General features: G+C 62.6%; 14 protein-coding genes and 1 pseudogene. 9 read left to right on the top strand and 6 right to left on the bottom strand.

Going from position 1 to position 16,188, the window contains the following annotated elements; genetic code table 11:
- Positions 1–82 precede the first annotated feature (82 nt).
- Positions 83–364: pseudogene (locus ACWKV4_RS01670) on the top strand (helix-turn-helix domain-containing protein); the annotation flags it as partial.
- 81 nt (positions 365–445) lie between these two features.
- On the top strand, positions 446–2,947 hold the full coding sequence (gene hrpB, locus ACWKV4_RS01665) for an ATP-dependent helicase HrpB (RefSeq protein WP_483830390.1): 2,502 nt from the start codon (positions 446–448) through the stop codon (positions 2,945–2,947).
- A 620-nt stretch (positions 2,948–3,567) separates the two neighbouring features.
- Here hrpB and ACWKV4_RS01660 read toward each other — a convergent pair.
- Complete coding sequence (locus tag ACWKV4_RS01660; RefSeq protein ID WP_483830389.1) at positions 3,568–4,650, bottom strand: endonuclease/exonuclease/phosphatase family protein; 1,083 nt, start codon at positions 4,648–4,650, stop codon at positions 3,568–3,570.
- Positions 4,651–4,709: 59 nt separating this feature from the next.
- On the bottom strand, positions 4,710–5,381 hold the full coding sequence (locus ACWKV4_RS01655; protein WP_483830388.1) for a hypothetical protein: 672 nt from the start codon (positions 5,379–5,381) through the stop codon (positions 4,710–4,712).
- 197 nt (positions 5,382–5,578) lie between these two features.
- On the opposite strand from ACWKV4_RS01655, the gene ACWKV4_RS01650 reads away from it, so the two are divergent.
- The 4 genes from ACWKV4_RS01650 to rhlE1 are packed head-to-tail and all read left to right on the top strand — an operon-like array spanning position 5,579 to position 9,125.
- Complete coding sequence (locus tag ACWKV4_RS01650) at positions 5,579–6,313, top strand: DUF2076 domain-containing protein (protein ID WP_483830387.1); 735 nt, start codon at positions 5,579–5,581, stop codon at positions 6,311–6,313.
- Entirely contained in the window at positions 6,300–6,809 is a 510-nt protein-coding gene (locus ACWKV4_RS01645; protein WP_483830386.1) for an NYN domain-containing protein, read from the top strand. The genes ACWKV4_RS01650 and ACWKV4_RS01645 overlap by 14 nt, the downstream gene beginning before the upstream one ends.
- Positions 6,810–6,867: 58 nt before the next feature.
- The gene (gene yedA, locus ACWKV4_RS01640) at positions 6,868–7,746 is read left to right on the top strand and encodes a drug/metabolite exporter YedA (RefSeq protein ID WP_483830385.1); all 879 of its coding nucleotides are present in this window, start codon (positions 6,868–6,870) and stop codon (positions 7,744–7,746) included.
- A gap of 47 nt (positions 7,747–7,793) precedes the next feature.
- Positions 7,794–9,125 carry an RNA helicase RhlE1 gene (gene rhlE1, locus ACWKV4_RS01635; protein ID WP_483830384.1) on the top strand — a complete coding sequence of 444 codons (1,332 nt, stop codon included), beginning with the start codon at positions 7,794–7,796 and terminating at the stop codon, positions 9,123–9,125.
- A 15-nt stretch (positions 9,126–9,140) separates the two neighbouring features.
- On the opposite strand, the gene ACWKV4_RS01630 is transcribed toward rhlE1, so the two are convergent.
- Positions 9,141–10,382, bottom strand: coding sequence for a TIGR03862 family flavoprotein (locus ACWKV4_RS01630; RefSeq protein ID WP_483830383.1), 1,242 nt, complete (start codon positions 10,380–10,382; stop codon positions 9,141–9,143).
- A gap of 91 nt (positions 10,383–10,473) precedes the next feature.
- A complete protein-coding gene (locus tag ACWKV4_RS01625) occupies positions 10,474–11,397 on the bottom strand; it encodes a histone deacetylase family protein (protein WP_483830382.1) in 924 nt (307 codons plus the stop codon).
- Positions 11,398–11,556: 159 nt separating this feature from the next.
- On the opposite strand from ACWKV4_RS01625, the gene tesB reads away from it, so the two are divergent.
- Positions 11,557–12,432 (top strand): acyl-CoA thioesterase II, encoded by an 876-nt coding sequence (gene tesB, locus ACWKV4_RS01620; protein WP_483830381.1) that lies wholly within the window; start codon positions 11,557–11,559, stop codon positions 12,430–12,432.
- Positions 12,425–13,009 (top strand): HAD family hydrolase, encoded by a 585-nt coding sequence (locus ACWKV4_RS01615; RefSeq protein ID WP_483830380.1) that lies wholly within the window; start codon positions 12,425–12,427, stop codon positions 13,007–13,009. The genes tesB and ACWKV4_RS01615 overlap by 8 nt, the downstream gene beginning before the upstream one ends.
- 102 nt (positions 13,010–13,111) lie before the next feature.
- Here ACWKV4_RS01615 and ypfJ read toward each other — a convergent pair whose 3' ends face one another.
- Complete coding sequence (gene ypfJ / locus ACWKV4_RS01610; protein ID WP_483830379.1) at positions 13,112–13,990, bottom strand: KPN_02809 family neutral zinc metallopeptidase; 879 nt, start codon at positions 13,988–13,990, stop codon at positions 13,112–13,114.
- 298 nt (positions 13,991–14,288) lie between these two features.
- On the opposite strand from ypfJ, the gene ACWKV4_RS01605 reads away from it, so the two are divergent.
- Complete coding sequence (locus tag ACWKV4_RS01605; protein WP_483830378.1) at positions 14,289–15,179, top strand: DMT family transporter; 891 nt, start codon at positions 14,289–14,291, stop codon at positions 15,177–15,179.
- 3 nt (positions 15,180–15,182) lie between these two features.
- Here the strand turns inward: ACWKV4_RS01605 and ACWKV4_RS01600 are convergent, their stop codons facing one another.
- Complete coding sequence (locus ACWKV4_RS01600; RefSeq protein WP_483830377.1) at positions 15,183–16,034, bottom strand: shikimate dehydrogenase; 852 nt, start codon at positions 16,032–16,034, stop codon at positions 15,183–15,185.
- Positions 16,035–16,188 lie beyond the last annotated feature (154 nt).

Here is a 16,188-nt window from a genome sequence, read left to right as displayed (position 1 = left end):
TTGAATTAAAGGTAGACGCTCATGATGCTTAGCCATCAGGCGGTCTCAGTGACCAAGTGCAACACCCAAGGTAAGGTGCTGCATGACTACTCACTACATCCATCTGACCGCCGAAGAGCGTGTCACCCTCATGCTCATGCCCCTGCAGGGCTCCTCGCTGCGTGCCATAGCCGCCGTGCTGGAGCGCCATCCCAGTACACTTAGCCGAGAAGTGCGTCGCCAGCCTGGTCCAGGCTATTACGATGCCAGCGCTGCCGGAGTAAGAGCACGCGTCTTGAGGCATGTACCTCGGCGCAGAAAAATACTCGATCCCGAGTCTGAGTTGTTCCAGGTGGTACGCAGCCTGTTGGCCAAGGGCTGCTCTCTTTCGGCCTAGAGTTTGCCGGGCCAGCAGTAAGCGGATCATTCATACCCTGTATAATTCCGGGTCCCACACGGAGAAAACATGAACCCATTGCCCATCGATGCCGCCCTACCGGCCCTTCTCAAAGCCCTGGGCGATCGCAATGAGGTTGTGCTCCAAGCCCCCCCAGGCGCAGGCAAGACCACACAAGTTCCCCTAGCACTACTCGACCAAACGTGGCTCGCCGGTCAAACCATCCTGATGCTCGAGCCCCGACGCCTGGCCGCCCGCGCCGCCGCTGAACGGCTGGCGAGCCAACTGGGCGAGACGGTTGGCGAAACTGTGGGCTACCGTATTCGCCTGGAGAGTAGGGTAGGGCCGCGCACCCGTATCGAGGTGGTGACCGAGGGCATACTCGCCCGCCGCTTGCAGGATGACCCGGCCTTGGAAGGAGTGGGGTTGGTGATTTTCGATGAATTTCACGAGCGTAGCCTGGATGCCGACCTGGCCTTGGCGCTGGTGCTGAACGGGCGTGAGCTGCTGCGTGATGACCCGCCGCTTAAAGTCCTGTTGATGTCCGCCACCCTGGAGGGCGAGCGGCTGTCGGCTTTGTTAGACAACGCACCGGTCGTGAGTAGCGAAGGGCGCATGTTCCCGGTTGACGTGCGCTGGGGCCGCCCGTTGCAGCAAGGCGAGCAGTTGGAAGCGCGGGTTGAGGCCACGGTACTGCAAGCTTTGGATGAGCAAGCCGGTAGCGTGCTGGTGTTTCTGCCGGGGCAGGCTGAGATCCGTCGGGTGCAGCAACGTTTGGAGGCCTCACTTGGAGGCTACCCTGGCGTGCGGCTATGCCCACTGCATGGGGAGCTGGACTTGGCCGCCCAGTGTGCGGCCATCGAGCCTGCGGCGGTGGGTGAGCGCAAAGTGGTGCTGGCCACCAACATCGCTGAAACCAGCCTGACCATCGAGGGGGTGCGGGTGGTAGTGGATGCCGGCCTGGCCCGCGTGCCTCGGTTCGACCCTGGCACGGGTATGACCCGCCTGGCTACCCAGCGTATTTCCCGCGCCAGTGCTACTCAGCGGGCTGGCCGTGCAGGGCGTTTGGAACCTGGCGTGTGCTATCGGCTGTGGTCTGAAGCCCAGCATGAGCAACTTCCCGCCTATGACAGTGCTGAAATCCTCCAAGCCGACCTGGCGGGGTTGGCCTTACAACTGCACCGCTGGGGCGCCGAGCCCGATCAGTTGCGCTGGCTGGATGCGCCACCCGCCGCCGCCCAAGCCCAGGCCAATGACCTGCTCACACGTTTAGGCGCTCTCGACGCCAGCGGCCGGTTGAACACCCACGGCCAGGCCATGGCCTCGCTGCCTGCGCACCCGCGCATCGCGCATTTGCTGCTACGGGCCAAGGCTTGGGGGCTGGAAGCGCTGGGTTGCGATTTGGCCGCCTTGTTGGGCGAACGGGATATCGCCCGTGACAGCGGCAAGGACCTGCACAGCCGCATGGCGCTGGTACAAAGCGGCCGCGCGCCGCAACGGATCAAGCAACTGACGAAACAATATCGGGGCCTGCTTAATGGTCAGCCCGCGCCCAACCAACCGGTGAACGAGCCCCAGGCCGACCGTTGGCTAGGTGCTGTGCTGGCCCAGGCCTACCCGGACCGCATCGCCCAGCAACGCCGCCCGGGTAGCGCCGACTACCGCCTGGCCAACGGCCGCGCAGCCCAGTTTGGCGAGCCGGACGCGCTGATGAAACAGCCATGGCTGGTGATCGCAGACCTGGGCAGCCGCCAAGGCCAGCGGGAAGAGCGGATCTACCTCGCCACAGACCTCGCCCCTGAACTGTTCGACACCGTGCTGGCGGACCAGGTACAGCGCCACGAGGTACTGGAGTGGGATGAAAAAGAAAACACCCTGCGTGCCGAGGCCCAATGGCGAGTGGGGGATTTGGTCCTGCGGCGGGAGCTACTTACGGGCCTAAGCGATGCCGCCCGTAGCCAAGCCTTGGTGGACGTGGTGCGTCGCAAGGGCTTGGCCCTACTGCCCTGGACCCCTGACCTGCGCCAGTGGCAAGCACGGGTGCTACTGCTGCGGGGGTTGGATCTCGCCACCGGTAGCAGCGAATGGCCGGATGTCAGCGACGAGGCGCTGCTGGCCACCCTTGAAGACTGGCTGGCCCCCTGGCTGGGCAAGGTCACCCGCCTGGCTCACTTCGCTCAGTTGGACCTGCACGGCATCCTCCAAGGCTTGCTGCCCTGGCCGTTGCCCCAGCGCCTGAATGAGCTAGCGCCCACTCACCTTTGCGTACCCTCCGGCTCCTCCATTCGCCTGGACTACAGCGAGCACCCGCCTATCCTGGCAGTACGCCTGCAAGAACTCTTTGGCCTGGCCGACACCCCACGCATCGCTGGCGGCCGGCTGCAAGTCAAGCTGCACCTGTTGTCCCCCGCCCGCCGCCCCGTGCAAGTGACCCAAGACCTGGCCAACTTTTGGCGCAGCACCTACGCCGAGGTGAAAAAGGATTTGAAAGGGCGCTACCCCAAGCACTACTGGCCTGATAACCCGCTGGTGGCAGAGGCTACGGCCAGGGCGAAGCCGCGGGGCATGTAGGTACCGCGTGACCGTTATTGCATAAACGCGATTGCGGTAGGAGCCAGCGGAGCTGGCGAATGGTGCGTCATCAGGTGCCTGTGCCGTACATTCGCGAGCGTTGCTCGCTCTCATCAAACAAAACATAACGCTTTGATTTTAAAAAACTAAGATCACACTGCTTTAACTAGCGCTATGCGCGTTGGACGGCGAAGCCGTCCCCGTGCACAGGACTCACAGACGCTGCGGACTGCGCCCCAGCGGAAGCCGTGCCGGAAGGAGGGAACCCCCGACACTGGCGGGGGCCGACCGTAAAGCGTTAATGGTTTTTCCCCTTTTTGCCGAAACAAACGGGGCCGGCCTTCCGGGGGGTCGCCGTAAAGGCGAAACCAGACGGTAGCGCCACCGCGCAGCAGGATATGCACGTCATGGCTAGGCCAATATTTGCTTTGCGCCAAGACGGTTGGCTCGGGTTTCCAGCCTTTGGATGTCGATCATTCGCCAGCTTCGCTGGCTCCTACAAGGAGCCAGATCAAGCACCGCAGAGCCAATGTCATGCACCCTGTTTGCTGTGCGACAGCGCGGCGCCTTGGCGGCGGGACGGCTCCTACAGGCGATAGCAGCAGGGCCGAGCCATGCGGTTACGGTGCCTTACCCGGCACCACAAACCGCCCCATCAACGGCAAGTGATCGGAGATCCCCAAGGTATCTTCCTGCCTGACCCGTGCTTCGAGCTGTTGCAGGCGCGGGCTGTGGACGAGGTAGTCCAGGGTGCGGTCCGGGCCGTTAGCGTTGGCCGGGAAGTGGGTGAACCAGTCGGCGCGGTCGGTGCCGCTGGCTTGGGCATTGCTGGGCACGATGGGGTAGCGCTCCCACAGCAGATGCAGGTCGTTGTCGGGGGAGTAGCGGTTTTGCTCGCTGGGTTCTAGCCGTGGGTATTGGCCCAGGGGCAGCAGATTGAAGTCCCCGCCCAGTACCCAAGGGGTGCCCAGGCCTTCGAGCCGGTCTACCCGCGCCGCCACGGCTTGCAACTGCTGGGCTTGGGTGCTGCTGCCTTTGCGGTAGGGCTCCAGGCGCGTGTTGAGGATCGCCAAATGCTCACCCCCGGGTAGCGGCAAGTAAGTGGCGAGCAGTACCCGTTGCGGCTGAAACAGGCTTAGCCGGTGAGCCATACTAGGAAGCTGCCAGCGCTCAGCCTGGTCGATACGGTAACGGCTGAGCGTGGCCACTTTGCGGCCTACGCTGCCAAACACGCGAGGGTCCGGCACGAAAGTGGCCTTCCAGTCGAAGGCATCCACGCTGCAGGGGTAGAGGTCTACCAAACGTTCTTGCAGCAGCGCGAGCTGGTCCTGGTAGCCGGTGGCCTTGGCGCCGTCGTCTAGCTCTTGCAGCAAAACAACGTCCGGTTGCTCTTCGCGGATCACACGCACCACTTCGTCCAGGTCGTGGGCAATGTCTTCAGCGCTGGGGCGGTTATCATGGGTTCGGTCGGCCCCGTCGGGGGCGTCGTACCAGAACAGGTAGCGCTTGCCCGCCAGGAACTGCACGTTCCAGGTCATCACCTTGAGCGGTTGGCCTGGGGCCAATAGCGGCGCGGCCCCTTTGCACACGGGCGTGACAACCGCGTGTGGCGCGGGGTGCCAGGAGAGATGCCAACCCAGTACGGCCAGCGCGATGGCAGCCAATAGCAGGACCAGCAAGGCAGTACGCAGTCGTCGGATCATCGGCTCGGCTACGGCATTGCGAAGCCTGGAGCATAACCGAGGCTACGCGTTGGCCCAAGCTATGCGCGCGGTTCTCGCAAGGTGGGGTCGGTTTCAAGCATGAATAACCGGAACAGCAGCACGGTCGTGAGCAATTGCACCAGCCCGCTTACGCAGTCGATGGCCAACGTAAGCCAGGGGTTGTCGTCGTCCGGCCATAATGCCGCGCTGGCAAAATCCAGCAACCACAAGGGCATCAGCACGATCAGCACACAGCTGAGCACGCGCCAGAACGGCGCCTTGGTCAAGGCAAAGCTTTGCTTGATCGCTTCCAGTGGGCCCAGGCCGCGCAACACCATCAGGTATTCGGAAAACGCCAGGCGCGCCATTAGCCATAAGCCAGGCAGCAGGTACAACGCCATACCCAGCAATACAGCGAAGGAGCACACGGCCGCGAGCAGGGCAAAGCGCGGCCATAACCGCATGCCCGTGGCTAACAGCAGGCGAAGGGGTGGGTGTTCGCCGTTGCTGCGCGAATCAAGATAAAGAATGAGCGCCGCGGTGTAGATAGGGTAGAACAGCAGCCCTATGAGGATGTCGAACGCTCCACGAGAGGCGCTATGCACCTGCGCATCCACCAGTTGTTCGGCCACGGACTGTAACGCTAGCAAAGGCAGGCACAGCCGTACGATGGAAAACAGGTGAGTGCGGAAGAAGTAGAGCGAATCTTGAACAATGGTAAGCAGGTTCATTGCGCCGATGTCTTGGGCCAGGCAGGCCCATCACTGTACCGGATGCTTTAGGCGCGGCAAACGCTTGCCGAGGCTAAGCCGAGGCAATTAACAATTTTTCATGCCAGGCGCTCGTTGAATCGCCTGGCCTGAGCCCCATAATACTGTGCAGGTGGCCCTTCAGGGGCCGACCCTCCACGGCAATTGACGAGGTCGCCATGAACAGCGAAGAACAAAGCCTGATCGACGGACTGTTTTCCCGGCTCAAGCAAGCCGAAGCGGACGGTAGCCCGCGTGATGTCCAAGCTGAACAGCGTATCCGTGAACATGTGACCCAACAGCCCGCCGCAGCCTACTACATGGCACAGGCGATTTTAGTGCAAGAAGCAGCGGTCAAGCGCCTGGACGAAATGAACCGCCAGCTCAAGGCCGAGCTTGAGCAAGCCCGCGCCGGTACTGGCAAGGCCCCGGCTCAGAGTGGTGGATTTCTCTCTGGCTTGTTCGGCGGCCGCGATCAAACACCCGTGCCCGCAGCGCCCGCGGGTGGGGGTTGGCGCGAGCCCGCCCGTGGCTACGCGCCGCCAGCCCAGCAATACCAGCCCGCCGGCCAACCGGGTTACCAACCTGGCTTTGGCCAGCCTCAAGCACCCGCTGGCGGCGGCTTTATGCGAGGGGCGCTGCAAACCGCCGCGGGCGTGGCGGGCGGCATGATGTTGGCCGAAGGCCTCAGCAGCCTGTTCCATCACGACAACCCCTCTCAGGAAATCGTCGAAATCATCCGCGACGAGCCCGCGCCCGCGTCAGACCAAGTCGCCGACCAAGGCGGTTGGGGTGAGGACAACTCGCAATTGGTGAGCGACAACAACTGGAACAACGACCAAGGCGGCCTCTCCGACGCCGACTACAGCGGTGACGGCGGAGGGTTCTTGGCCGATGATGATGACTACGTCTGACGCCACCAGCACCGGCGGGCGACGCATTGCGTTGTTCGCCGATGTGCAAAACCTCTATTACACCGTGCGCCATGCCCACGGTTGCCATTTCAATTACGCCGCGCTCTGGGCCCAAGTGGCCAAGCGTGGCTCGATCGAGTTGGCCTTTGCCTACGCCATCGACCGTGGGGACCCTAAGCAGCAGCAATTCCAACGCATCCTGCGCCAGCTGGGGTTCGAGGTGAAGCTCAAACCCTATATCCAGCGCAGCGACGGCTCCGCCAAAGGCGATTGGGACGTGGGCATCACCATCGATGTCATGGAGGCAGCAGCAGAGGTCGACGAAGTGGTACTGGCGTCGGGCGATGGCGATTTTGATTTGTTGCTCCAGCGCATCCAGCAGCGCCATGGGGTAGAGACCACGGTCTATGGCACACCGGGGCTCACGGCCAACTCGCTGATTCGCGCCGCCAGCCACTATGTACCTATCGAAGGCGAGCTGCTGTTGCGCCATTGACTGGACGCCCGGCGTTTGGCTCGTACAATGGGCGCCTTTCTCGCCTTGAGCGCCTGCCATGTCCTCCCGCCCTGTCCCCGCCTTACTGATTGGTGCCTTTCTAGCGCTGTATGTGGTGTGGGGCTCTACCTACCTGTTTATTCGCATTGGCGTAGCGTCTTGGCCGCCGCTTACCATGGCGGGTATTCGCTTCCTGGTGGCCGGGGCTATTCTCTACGGCATCCTGCGCGTGCGTGGCGCGCCTCGGCCTACAGCGCCGCAATGGCGCGCGGGTGGCTGGGTGGGCCTATTGCTGCTCGGTTGCGGTAACGGTGGGGTGACACTGGCCGAGCATGCTGGGGTGGCCTCAGGGGTAGCCGCGCTGGCGGTAGCGACCATGCCCCTGTTTACCTTGCTGTTCGGGTTGTTCTGGGGGCAGCGTAACTCGCGTCTGGAATGGGCCGGCATTCTGCTGGGCCTTGCAGGCATCTGCCTGCTGAACCTGGGTAGCAACCTGCAGAGCAGCCCCGGCGGCGCGGCCTTGTTGATATTCGCCGCCGCGGCTTGGGCCTTCGGCTCGGTGTGGAGCCGCCACTTGCCCCTGCCCGCGGGCGGCATGGCCAGCGCGGTGGAAATGCTGATCGCCGGTGGCGCCTTGCTCATCTGCGGGCTGCTCAGTGGCGAGCGGATAACCAGCTGGCCCAGCCTGACCGGCTGGCTGGCCCTGGCGTATTTGATCGTGTTCGGTTCGATCGTGGCCTTCAACGCTTATATGTACCTGCTCAAGCACGTTCGGCCAGCCGCCGCGACCAGCTATGCCTACGTCAACCCGGTGGTGGCGGTACTGCTGGGCATTGCCTTCGCCGGGGAGCGCATCGGCGGCTGGGAGGTGGTGGCGATGCTGGTGATCGTCGGCGCGGTAGTGTTGATTGGTTTGCCGCAATGGCGGCGGCGCTGATCCGAGGTAAACTGCGCGCCTTGCCAGTTTACTTCTAGGTATACCTGATGACTTTCGCTTCACTGGGCTTGATCGAGCCGCTGCTAAACCAGCTGCAAAGCCTGGGCTACGACACGCCTACGCCCATTCAGGCGAAGGCCATCCCAGCGGTGCTGGCTGGCCGTGACCTGATGGCCGCCGCGCAAACCGGCACCGGCAAAACCGCCGGCTTTGCCTTGCCCCTGCTGCAACGGCTGACCCTCCAAGGCAGCCAGGTAGCCAGCAACAGCGTACGCGCGTTGGTGTTGGTGCCCACGCGGGAGCTGGCCGAGCAAGTGCATGCCAATATCAAGGCCTACGCCGAGGGGCTGCCGCTGCGTACCTATGCGGTATACGGGGGCGTGAGCATCAACCCGCAGATGATGGCGCTGCGCAAAGGCGTGGATGTGCTGGTGGCCACGCCGGGGCGGCTATTGGACCTGCACCGCCAGAACGCGGTGAAGTTCAGCCAGGTGGAAACCCTGGTGCTGGATGAAGCCGACCGCATGCTGGACCTGGGCTTTGCCGAAGAGCTGCGCGACCTGTACGCCGCCTTGCCCAAGCGGCGACAAACCCTGTTGTTCTCGGCCACCTTCTCCGACGCCATTCGTTTGCTGGCCGGGCAAATGTTGGAGGAACCCCTGAGCATCGAGGTAAGCCCTCGCAACCAAGCCGCTACTACCGTGCGCCAATCGGTGGTGCCCGTGGATAAAAAGCGCAAGCCTGAGCTGTTTTGCCACTTGCTGCGCCAGCGCCGCTGGAAGCATGTGCTGGTGTTCGCTAAAACCCGCAACGGCGTGGACCAACTGGTGGAGCGCTTGCAAGGGCTGAACGTAGCGGCCGATGGCATTCACGGGGACAAGCCCCAAGCTACACGTCAGCGCGCGCTGGACCGCTTCAAGGCAGGTGAACTGACGGTGTTGGTGGCCACCGACGTAGCCGCCCGTGGGCTGGACATCCAGGACCTCCCCCTGGTGGTGAACCTGGACCTGCCCATCGTGGCCGAGGATTACGTGCACCGCATTGGCCGCACGGGCCGCGCTGGCGCTACGGGTGAGGCGATTTCGCTGGTGTGCGCCGATGAGGTCGAGCAACTGGCTGCGATCGAAGCCCTGACCCGGCAAACGCTCAAACGGGTGGACGAGCCTGATTTCGAGCCGGACCACCGGGTGCCAGAAACCACCGCTGGTGGGCAGGTACTGAAAAAACCCAAAAAGCCGAAAAAACCCAAAACCACTGGCGGCAAAGCCACCCTCGGCCGCTGGACCGAAAGCCACGATGCCCCTGTGGCCGAACCCGCGGTAAAGCCGGTGCGCAAGGTGCCGGCCTTCAATACCGGGCCGCGTAAGCGCAAGCCTTAAGGCCAAGTGGGACGGTTAGGCCGCGCCTAGGCGCCCCACATAGTCCATAACCCCTTGGGCAGCCTGGCGCCCACTGGCGAAACACGCGGTCAGCAGGTAACCGCCGGTGGGGGCTTCCCAGTCCAGCATTTCGCCAGCGCAGAACACGCCAGGCAAGGCCGTGAGCATCAGCCGGTTATCCACAGCCGTGGGTCGTACCCCACCGGCCGTGCTGATGGCCTCATCCAAGGGCCGTGGCCTTACCAGGGTCAGTGGCAGCGCTTTAATTGCCTGGGCCAGGCGGGCAGGGTGCTGATACACCACAGCCGTGGTCAGCTCTCGCAAGAGGGCTGCCTTTACCCCTTCCAAGCGCAATTGGCCTTGCAGGTGGCGCGCCATGGAGCGTGAGCCCCTGGGTTTGCTTAGGGCGGCTTCCACCTGGGCCAGGCTGCGGGCGGGCAGCAGGTCCAAGGTAAGGGTGCAGTGGCCGGCGCGGTTGATGGTTTCGCGAATCCGGGCACTGAGGGCGTATACCAGGCTACCTTCCACTCCGGTTTCGGTAATCACGCACTCGCCTATCCTAGGCGGCTCACCGGCCAGGCTCAGGGCAATGTTCTTCAACGGCGCGCCAGCGAAACGCTCCTTGATCAGGCCACTCCAAGCGCTCACTTCAAAGCCACAGTTGGCGGGCTGCAAGGGCGAGACGGGAACATCGCGCCCCACGAGCCAAGGCAGCCAGGCGCCGTCCGACCCCAGGCGTGCCCAACTGGCGCCGCCCAAGGCCAGCACGGTGGCGGCGGGGTGGATTTCTTGCTGGGTGCCGTTGTGTTCCATCAGTAGGCCGCCGCGTGTGCCCCAGCCCAACCAGCGATGGCGGGTGTGGATGACCACGCCACCGTCCCGTAGGCGCTTGAGCCAGGCACGCAACAGGGGCGCGGCTTTCATATCCGTAGGAAACACCCGCCCCGAACTGCCGACGAAGGTATCGACCCCCAAGCCATGAATCCATGCCCGTAGCGCCTGGCCATCGAAACCCGCGAGCCAGGTGCCGACCCAATCGGCTTGCTCGGCATAGCGGCCAACGAAGGCAGGCGAGGGTTCGGCATGGGTGATGTTCATTCCGCCCACGCCCGCCAGTAGAAACTTGCGCCCCACCGAGGGCATGCGCTCGTACAGGTCTACGGCCATCCCTGCCTGGCTGAGCACTTCGGCGGCCATCAGGCCCGCGGGGCCACCGCCAATGATTGCCACCTTGGGGGCAGGGGAGGTTACCGCCATGGAAAAGCTCGCCGAGGAAAAAGGGGGGCGTAGTGTAACGCAGCTGCGTGCAGCAAGCGGCAAGTGGTGCGCTACAGAAGGTATGCTTGCCTTACAGCCGGTGGTTCGTGGAGGCCCATACGTTGCGGGAAACCTGATGCAAAATGCCATGGCGCCGTGCCAGGGCGTGGCGGTCTTTACTGTAGCCACCGCCGATCACGCCCATTACCGGGATGTCTCGGCCCAGGCAATGCCGCAGCACCCGTTCGTCACGGGCTGCAACCCCCGCGTCGGTAAGCTTCAGGTAACCCAAGGCATCGTCTTTATGCACATCCACGCCTGCGTCATAGAGCACCAGGTCCGGTTGATAGAGCGGCAGCAGGTAATTGAGCGCATCGTCCACGGTCCGCAGGTAGGCTTCATCTTCCATGCCCATGGGCAGGGGTATGTCCCAATCGCTATGGGCCTTGCGTGCGGGGAAGTTTTTCTCGCAATGCAGCGATACCGTGATCGCCTCTGGCGTATCGGCAAGGATGCGCGCGGTGCCGTCCCCCTGGTGTACATCGCAATCGAAAATCAGCACCCGCTGTACCCGCCCGGCCGCCAGCAAGTAACGGCTGACCACGGCCAAGTCGTTGAAAATACAAAAGCCTGCGGGGTAGTCGTAATGGGCATGGTGAGTACCACCCGCCAGGTGGCAGGCCAGGCCGTGTTCCAGGGCCAACTCTGCCGTCAGTAGCGAGCCGCCTACCGCCCGCACGGTGCGCCGTGCCAGGGCCTCGCTCCAGGGCAGGCCCAGGCGGCGCTCATCTTCCCTGGCCAGTTCGCCGGCCATGTAGCGCGCGATATAATCCGGCGCGTGGGCCAGCGCCAGTACCTCGGCCGGGCACAGGAGCGCGCGATGCAGGTGCTCCGGAATGACCACCCCGGTGCTTAGCAAGTGGTCATGGAGCAGGCGAAACTTCTCCATCGGGAACCGATGCTCCACCGGGAAGGGCGGGCTGTAGTCTTCGTGATAAACCAGAGGTAAAGGCATGGTCGGCCCGCTGTACGAAAGTCAAGAGTGTGCCAGCTTTGCAATAGGGGGCCAAAGGCCGTGTGAATGGGCGCTGTTCCTTGAACGCAGATCACTTCAGGCACATGGACATCAAGGTATGATGGCTTTTTCTGATCTATGTAAACCGAGGTAACACCCATGAGCCATGTGCTGGACGATCTCGTCGACCTGCTCACCCTAGAGCCGATAGAGGAAAACCTGTTCCGTGGCCGTAGCCAAGACCTGGGTTTTCGTCAGCTATTCGGCGGGCAAGTGCTGGGGCAGTCGTTGTCGGCGGCCAGCCAGACCGTAGAAGACGACCGCCATGTGCATTCGCTGCACGGCTATTTTCTTCGCCCTGGCGATGCTTCGTTGCCTGTGGTGTACATGGTTGACCGGGTACGTGATGGCGGTAGTTTTTCCACACGGCGTGTAACCGCGGTACAAAAAGGCAAAACGATCTTCACCTGTTCGGCGTCTTTCCAATACGACGAAGAAGGGTTTTCCCACCAGAGCGCCATGCCTGACGTAGTGGGCCCGGAAAACCTACCCACCGAGCTGGACCTGATGCGCCAGATGGACGAAGCCATACCCGTTCACATGCGGGAAAAACTACTGTGCGCCAAGCCCATCGAAATGCGCCCCGTGACTGAGCGGGACCCTTATAACCCGGCCCCAGGGGAGCCGGTGAAGTACGTGTGGTTCCGCGCCGATGGCGCCTTGGCCGACACCCCGGCCTTGCACAAGTACGTGATGGCTTATGCGTCGGACTTCAATCTGCTGACCACGGCGTTGCTGCCCCACGGCAAGAGCGTGTGGCACCGGGACATGCAGATAGCAAGTCTGGACCATGCGCTATGGTTCCACGGCAACCTGATTGCCGATGACTGGCTGCTGTACGCCTTGGACAGCCCATGGGCGGGCAATGCCCGAGGCTTCAGCCGCGGCAGTGTGTATAACCGCGCCGGCCAACTGGTTGCGTCCTCTGCCCAAGAAGGGCTTATTCGTCACCGCAAGGACTGGCCTGATGCTTGAGACTATCCGCCACTGGGTGTTCGACATGGATGGCACCCTCACGGTAGCCGTGCATGACTTCGCGGCTATTCGCACAAGCCTGAACATCCCCGCTGACAGCGACATCCTCGGCCACTTGGCCGCCTTGCCGGCCGACGAAGCCGCCGCCAGCCATGCCTGGCTGCTGGAGCACGAGCGCGAGCTGGCTATTGCTTCCCGCCCCGCGCCGGGCGCCGTCGCGCTGGTGAACGCGCTTGCTGAGCGCGGCTGCCAGTTGGGCATCCTTACCCGCAACGCGCGCGAGTTGGCGTTGATCACCTTGGCGGCCATCGGCGTAGATAGCTGCTTTGCCCCTGAGAACGTTTTGGGTCGGGAAGACGCCGCCTACAAACCCAGCCCTGAAGGCCTGCTCAAGCTGGCTAGCCGCTGGCAGGTGTCGCCGCAGAATATGGTGATGGTGGGTGATTACCAGATGGACCTGGCCTGCGGCCGTGCTGCCGGCATCCGCACGGTGCTGGTCAATTCGCCCCACAATGCCTGGCCGGAATTAACGGATGTGCATGCGGTGGATTGTGGGGTGTTGTTGAAGATGGTGTGAAGCTGGTCACCCGCATTGTAGGAGCCAATGACAGTTGGCGAACCAGCTCTGGCCCCGGTTCGCGAACTGGCGCTCGCTCCTGCAACCCCAACCAATCAGGCTTTACAGGCTCCTGACGCTGAACGTATCGCACTGGTCCATCTGGCCTTTCTCGAAGCCGGCCTTGAACCAATGTACCCGTTGGGCCGAGGTGCCGTGGGTGAAGGAGTCCGGCACTACGCGGCCTTGGCCTTGCTGCTGCAGGCGATCATCACCGATGGCATTGGCGGCGTTCAGGGCTTCTTCCACATCGCCTGGCTCCAACCACTTCAAGCGTTGCTGGGCATGGTTGGCCCACACACCGGCGAAGCAGTCCGCTTGCAGCTCTTGGCGCACCAGCAGGCCATTATCGCCTTCCATGCGTTGGCCTTTCTGCCGCGCGGCGTCTACCTGACGCGCGATACCGAGCAAGCTTTGCACGTGGTGACCTACTTCGTGGGCGATCACATAGGCCTGGGCGAAGTCGCCCGCGGCGCCGAAGCGCTGGCTCATTTCGGTGAAGAAGGCCGTGTCCAGGTACACACGGTGGTCCGCTGGGCAATAGAACGGCCCAACCGCTGAAGACGCCGTACCACAGGCGGAATTCACCCGCCCACTGAAAAGCACCAGGGGCGGGTCTTCATACTGGCGGCCATTTTCTTTGAAAATCGTGGTCCAGGTATCCTCGGTATCCCCCAGGATGGCCCGCACGAATTCGGTCTGGTCGTCCGTTGCCGGGGTAGCGCGCTGTTGCGTAGGTGCTGGCGCACTGCCTTGGCCGGTCAGTTGCCCCAGAATTTGCATTGGGTCTTGGCCAGTAAGCAGACCGAAGCCTACGATCAGCACCACCGCGCCGAGGCTCAGGCCCTTGCCGCCCATACGAAAGCCACCGCCTCCGCCACCACCGCCATCACCTCGTGCATCAACGACGTTGTCGCTGCGTCGGCCTTTTTTCCACAGCATGCTGGGTGTCTCCTTAAAATTTCCAATAACCGAAGGGCTATGTAAAAGCCGCACAGTGGCAGGGGTTGCCTGGCTCGCTCGGGCAGTCACCTAAGCAGCCTAGGTAACCACTCAGGTTTCTCGCACCCTCTGTTCGCAAGGTACGACAACGATTTGCCGCTGAATTTCAATAATGGGCCTGGCCAAGACGAAAAGTCTGGTTGCGGCTTGGCTGGCTTGTATTGGCGAAGGAACTGGGTTCTAAATACAAACGCCCTGCTTATAAGCAAACCGCCGCGTACTGGAACGCCTTTGACCGATGAGCAAAAACACCCTGTCGCTGAATGGAAGCAGCCAGCCGCTCAGAGGCATGCTGTTGATGGTGATCGCCACACTGTTGTTTTCCAGCCACGATGTGCTGTCCAAGTACCTGTCCGGCTTTTATCCGGTCATGCTGGTGATCTGGGTGCGTTACTTCGTTCACACCTTGCTGATGATGGGGATTTTTCTGCCCCAGTCGGGGCTGCGCATCCTGCGTACCAAGCGGCCAGGGCTGCAGGTACTGCGGGCCTTGTGCCTGCTGGGTACCAGCCTGATGTTCGTTTCAGGCTTGCAGTACATTCCCCTGGCCGAAGCCACCGCGGTCAACTTCCTCGCGCCCTTGATGGTGACCGCTTTGTCCGTGCCCTTATTGGGGGAGCGGGTCACCGTTGGCCAATGGGCGGCGGTACTGGTGGGCTTTTGTGGCGTTATGACCATCGTTCATCCAGGCGGTGAGCTGTTTACCCCGGCAATCCTGTTCCCTTTCGGGTCGGCATTGTTTTTCTGCTTCTACCAGTTACTTACCCGCAAGGTAGCGGAAGTAGACAGCCCCACTACCAGCAACTTCTTCGCTGGCATCTTCAATACCCTGTTGATGAGTGCGGTAGTGCCGTTCTTCTGGCACTGGCCTAGCTGGCTGGACGGCCTGTTCATGCTGGCCCTGGGGGGGTGCGGCATGACCGCCCACCTGCTGCTGACCCAGGCGTTCCGCCATGCGCCGCCGGCGCTACTCGCCCCCCTGGGTTACTGCCAGATCGTGTTTGCGGGGCTTTATGGCGTGCTGGTGTTTCACCACAGCCCAACGCCTACCACAGTGGCCGGGATCGTGGTGATTTGCGCGAGCGGCGTGGCCGCGGCCTGGTTGCAGCGCCGAGCCAAGGCCGGCTAAGCCCTACAGGCTATGAAAATGCGCGCTCATGCGAGCGGCATCAGGCTCAAGGCCGGTAAACAGTTCAAAGGCCTTTACTGCCTGGAACACGGCCATGGCGCTGCCGTCCAGGGTACGGCAGCCCTGTGCGCGAGCATCGCGCAGCAGTTCGGTTTCCAGCGGAAAGTACACGATCTCCGCCACCCACAGCTCGGCGCGCAGCAGGGCCTTGGGGACGGGGCTGCCTGGCAGCTTGGCCATGCCCATGGGCGTGGTATTAACGAGGCCATTGGCCTGAACCACGGCCTGGGCCAGGTCAGTGCCCACCCGCGCCGGCGCGCCAGGGAAGTGCGTATTGAGGTTATCCACCAAGGCTTGGGCGCTGTGGAGGTTGAGGTCGAACACCGTCAACTGCCGCACCCCTTCCAATAACAAGGCATGGGCCACCGCGCAACCCGCGCCGCCGGCACCCATCTGCACCACCTGCTCCCGGGCCACGCCTGTTAGCCCACGGCGAAACCCTTCGGCAAAGCCCAGGCAATCCGTATTGTGGCCCACCCGTTTACCTTGCTTCAGCACCACGGTGTTAACCGCCCCTATGGCTTTGGCTTCGGGGGAAAGCTCATCGAGCCGCGGGATGACCGCCTGCTTGCTGGGGTAAGTGATGTTAAGCCCAGTGAAACCCATCCGCTGCGCGGCGGTGAGCAGTTCTTCCAGCGCGCTATTGCTCAGCCCCAGCACATCGAGGTCTACCAGCCGATAGACATAACCCAGGCCTTGTGCACGGCCTTCCTGCTCATGCATGGCCGGCGTGCGAGATAATTGAATACCTGAGCCGATAAGCCCGATAAGAATGCTTTCAGGGGTGGATAACATCTGACGCTCCGAGGTGCTGGCTGGCCTGAACTGGCGCGAGGCCATGGCGCCTGGATTGTACCCTGTCACCCGCCTGCCAGGGCATGGCAGCCACTGAACATATCCAGGCCTGAACCTGCGCCACCTGGCGGGTGCTTAGGCGCTCTTTACCTCG

This window comes from Pseudomonas artemisiae (assembly GCF_057128685.1).
The sequence above is the reverse complement of the archived record's forward strand: the minus strand, read 5'-3'. Positions and strand labels throughout refer to the sequence as shown.

What these genes read in the sequence shown, in the direction of transcription:
- hrpB (WP_483830390.1), top strand. Translation starts at nt 446, where the DNA reads ATGAACCCATTGCCCATCGATGCCGCCCTACCGGCCCTTCTCAAAGCC.
- ACWKV4_RS01660 (WP_483830389.1), bottom strand. Translation starts at nt 4,650, where the DNA reads ATGATCCGACGACTGCGTACTGCCTTGCTGGTCCTGCTATTGGCTGCC.
- ACWKV4_RS01655 (WP_483830388.1), bottom strand. Translation starts at nt 5,381, where the DNA reads ATGAACCTGCTTACCATTGTTCAAGATTCGCTCTACTTCTTCCGCACT.
- ACWKV4_RS01650 (WP_483830387.1), top strand. Translation starts at nt 5,579, where the DNA reads ATGAACAGCGAAGAACAAAGCCTGATCGACGGACTGTTTTCCCGGCTC.
- ACWKV4_RS01645 (WP_483830386.1), top strand. Translation starts at nt 6,300, where the DNA reads ATGACTACGTCTGACGCCACCAGCACCGGCGGGCGACGCATTGCGTTG.
- yedA (WP_483830385.1), top strand. Translation starts at nt 6,868, where the DNA reads ATGTCCTCCCGCCCTGTCCCCGCCTTACTGATTGGTGCCTTTCTAGCG.
- rhlE1 (WP_483830384.1), top strand. Translation starts at nt 7,794, where the DNA reads ATGACTTTCGCTTCACTGGGCTTGATCGAGCCGCTGCTAAACCAGCTG.
- ACWKV4_RS01630 (WP_483830383.1), bottom strand. Translation starts at nt 10,382, where the DNA reads ATGGCGGTAACCTCCCCTGCCCCCAAGGTGGCAATCATTGGCGGTGGC.
- ACWKV4_RS01625 (WP_483830382.1), bottom strand. Translation starts at nt 11,397, where the DNA reads ATGCCTTTACCTCTGGTTTATCACGAAGACTACAGCCCGCCCTTCCCG.
- tesB (WP_483830381.1), top strand. Translation starts at nt 11,557, where the DNA reads ATGAGCCATGTGCTGGACGATCTCGTCGACCTGCTCACCCTAGAGCCG.
- ACWKV4_RS01615 (WP_483830380.1), top strand. Translation starts at nt 12,425, where the DNA reads ATGCTTGAGACTATCCGCCACTGGGTGTTCGACATGGATGGCACCCTC.
- ypfJ (WP_483830379.1), bottom strand. Translation starts at nt 13,990, where the DNA reads ATGCTGTGGAAAAAAGGCCGACGCAGCGACAACGTCGTTGATGCACGA.
- ACWKV4_RS01605 (WP_483830378.1), top strand. Translation starts at nt 14,289, where the DNA reads ATGAGCAAAAACACCCTGTCGCTGAATGGAAGCAGCCAGCCGCTCAGA.
- ACWKV4_RS01600 (WP_483830377.1), bottom strand. Translation starts at nt 16,034, where the DNA reads ATGTTATCCACCCCTGAAAGCATTCTTATCGGGCTTATCGGCTCAGGT.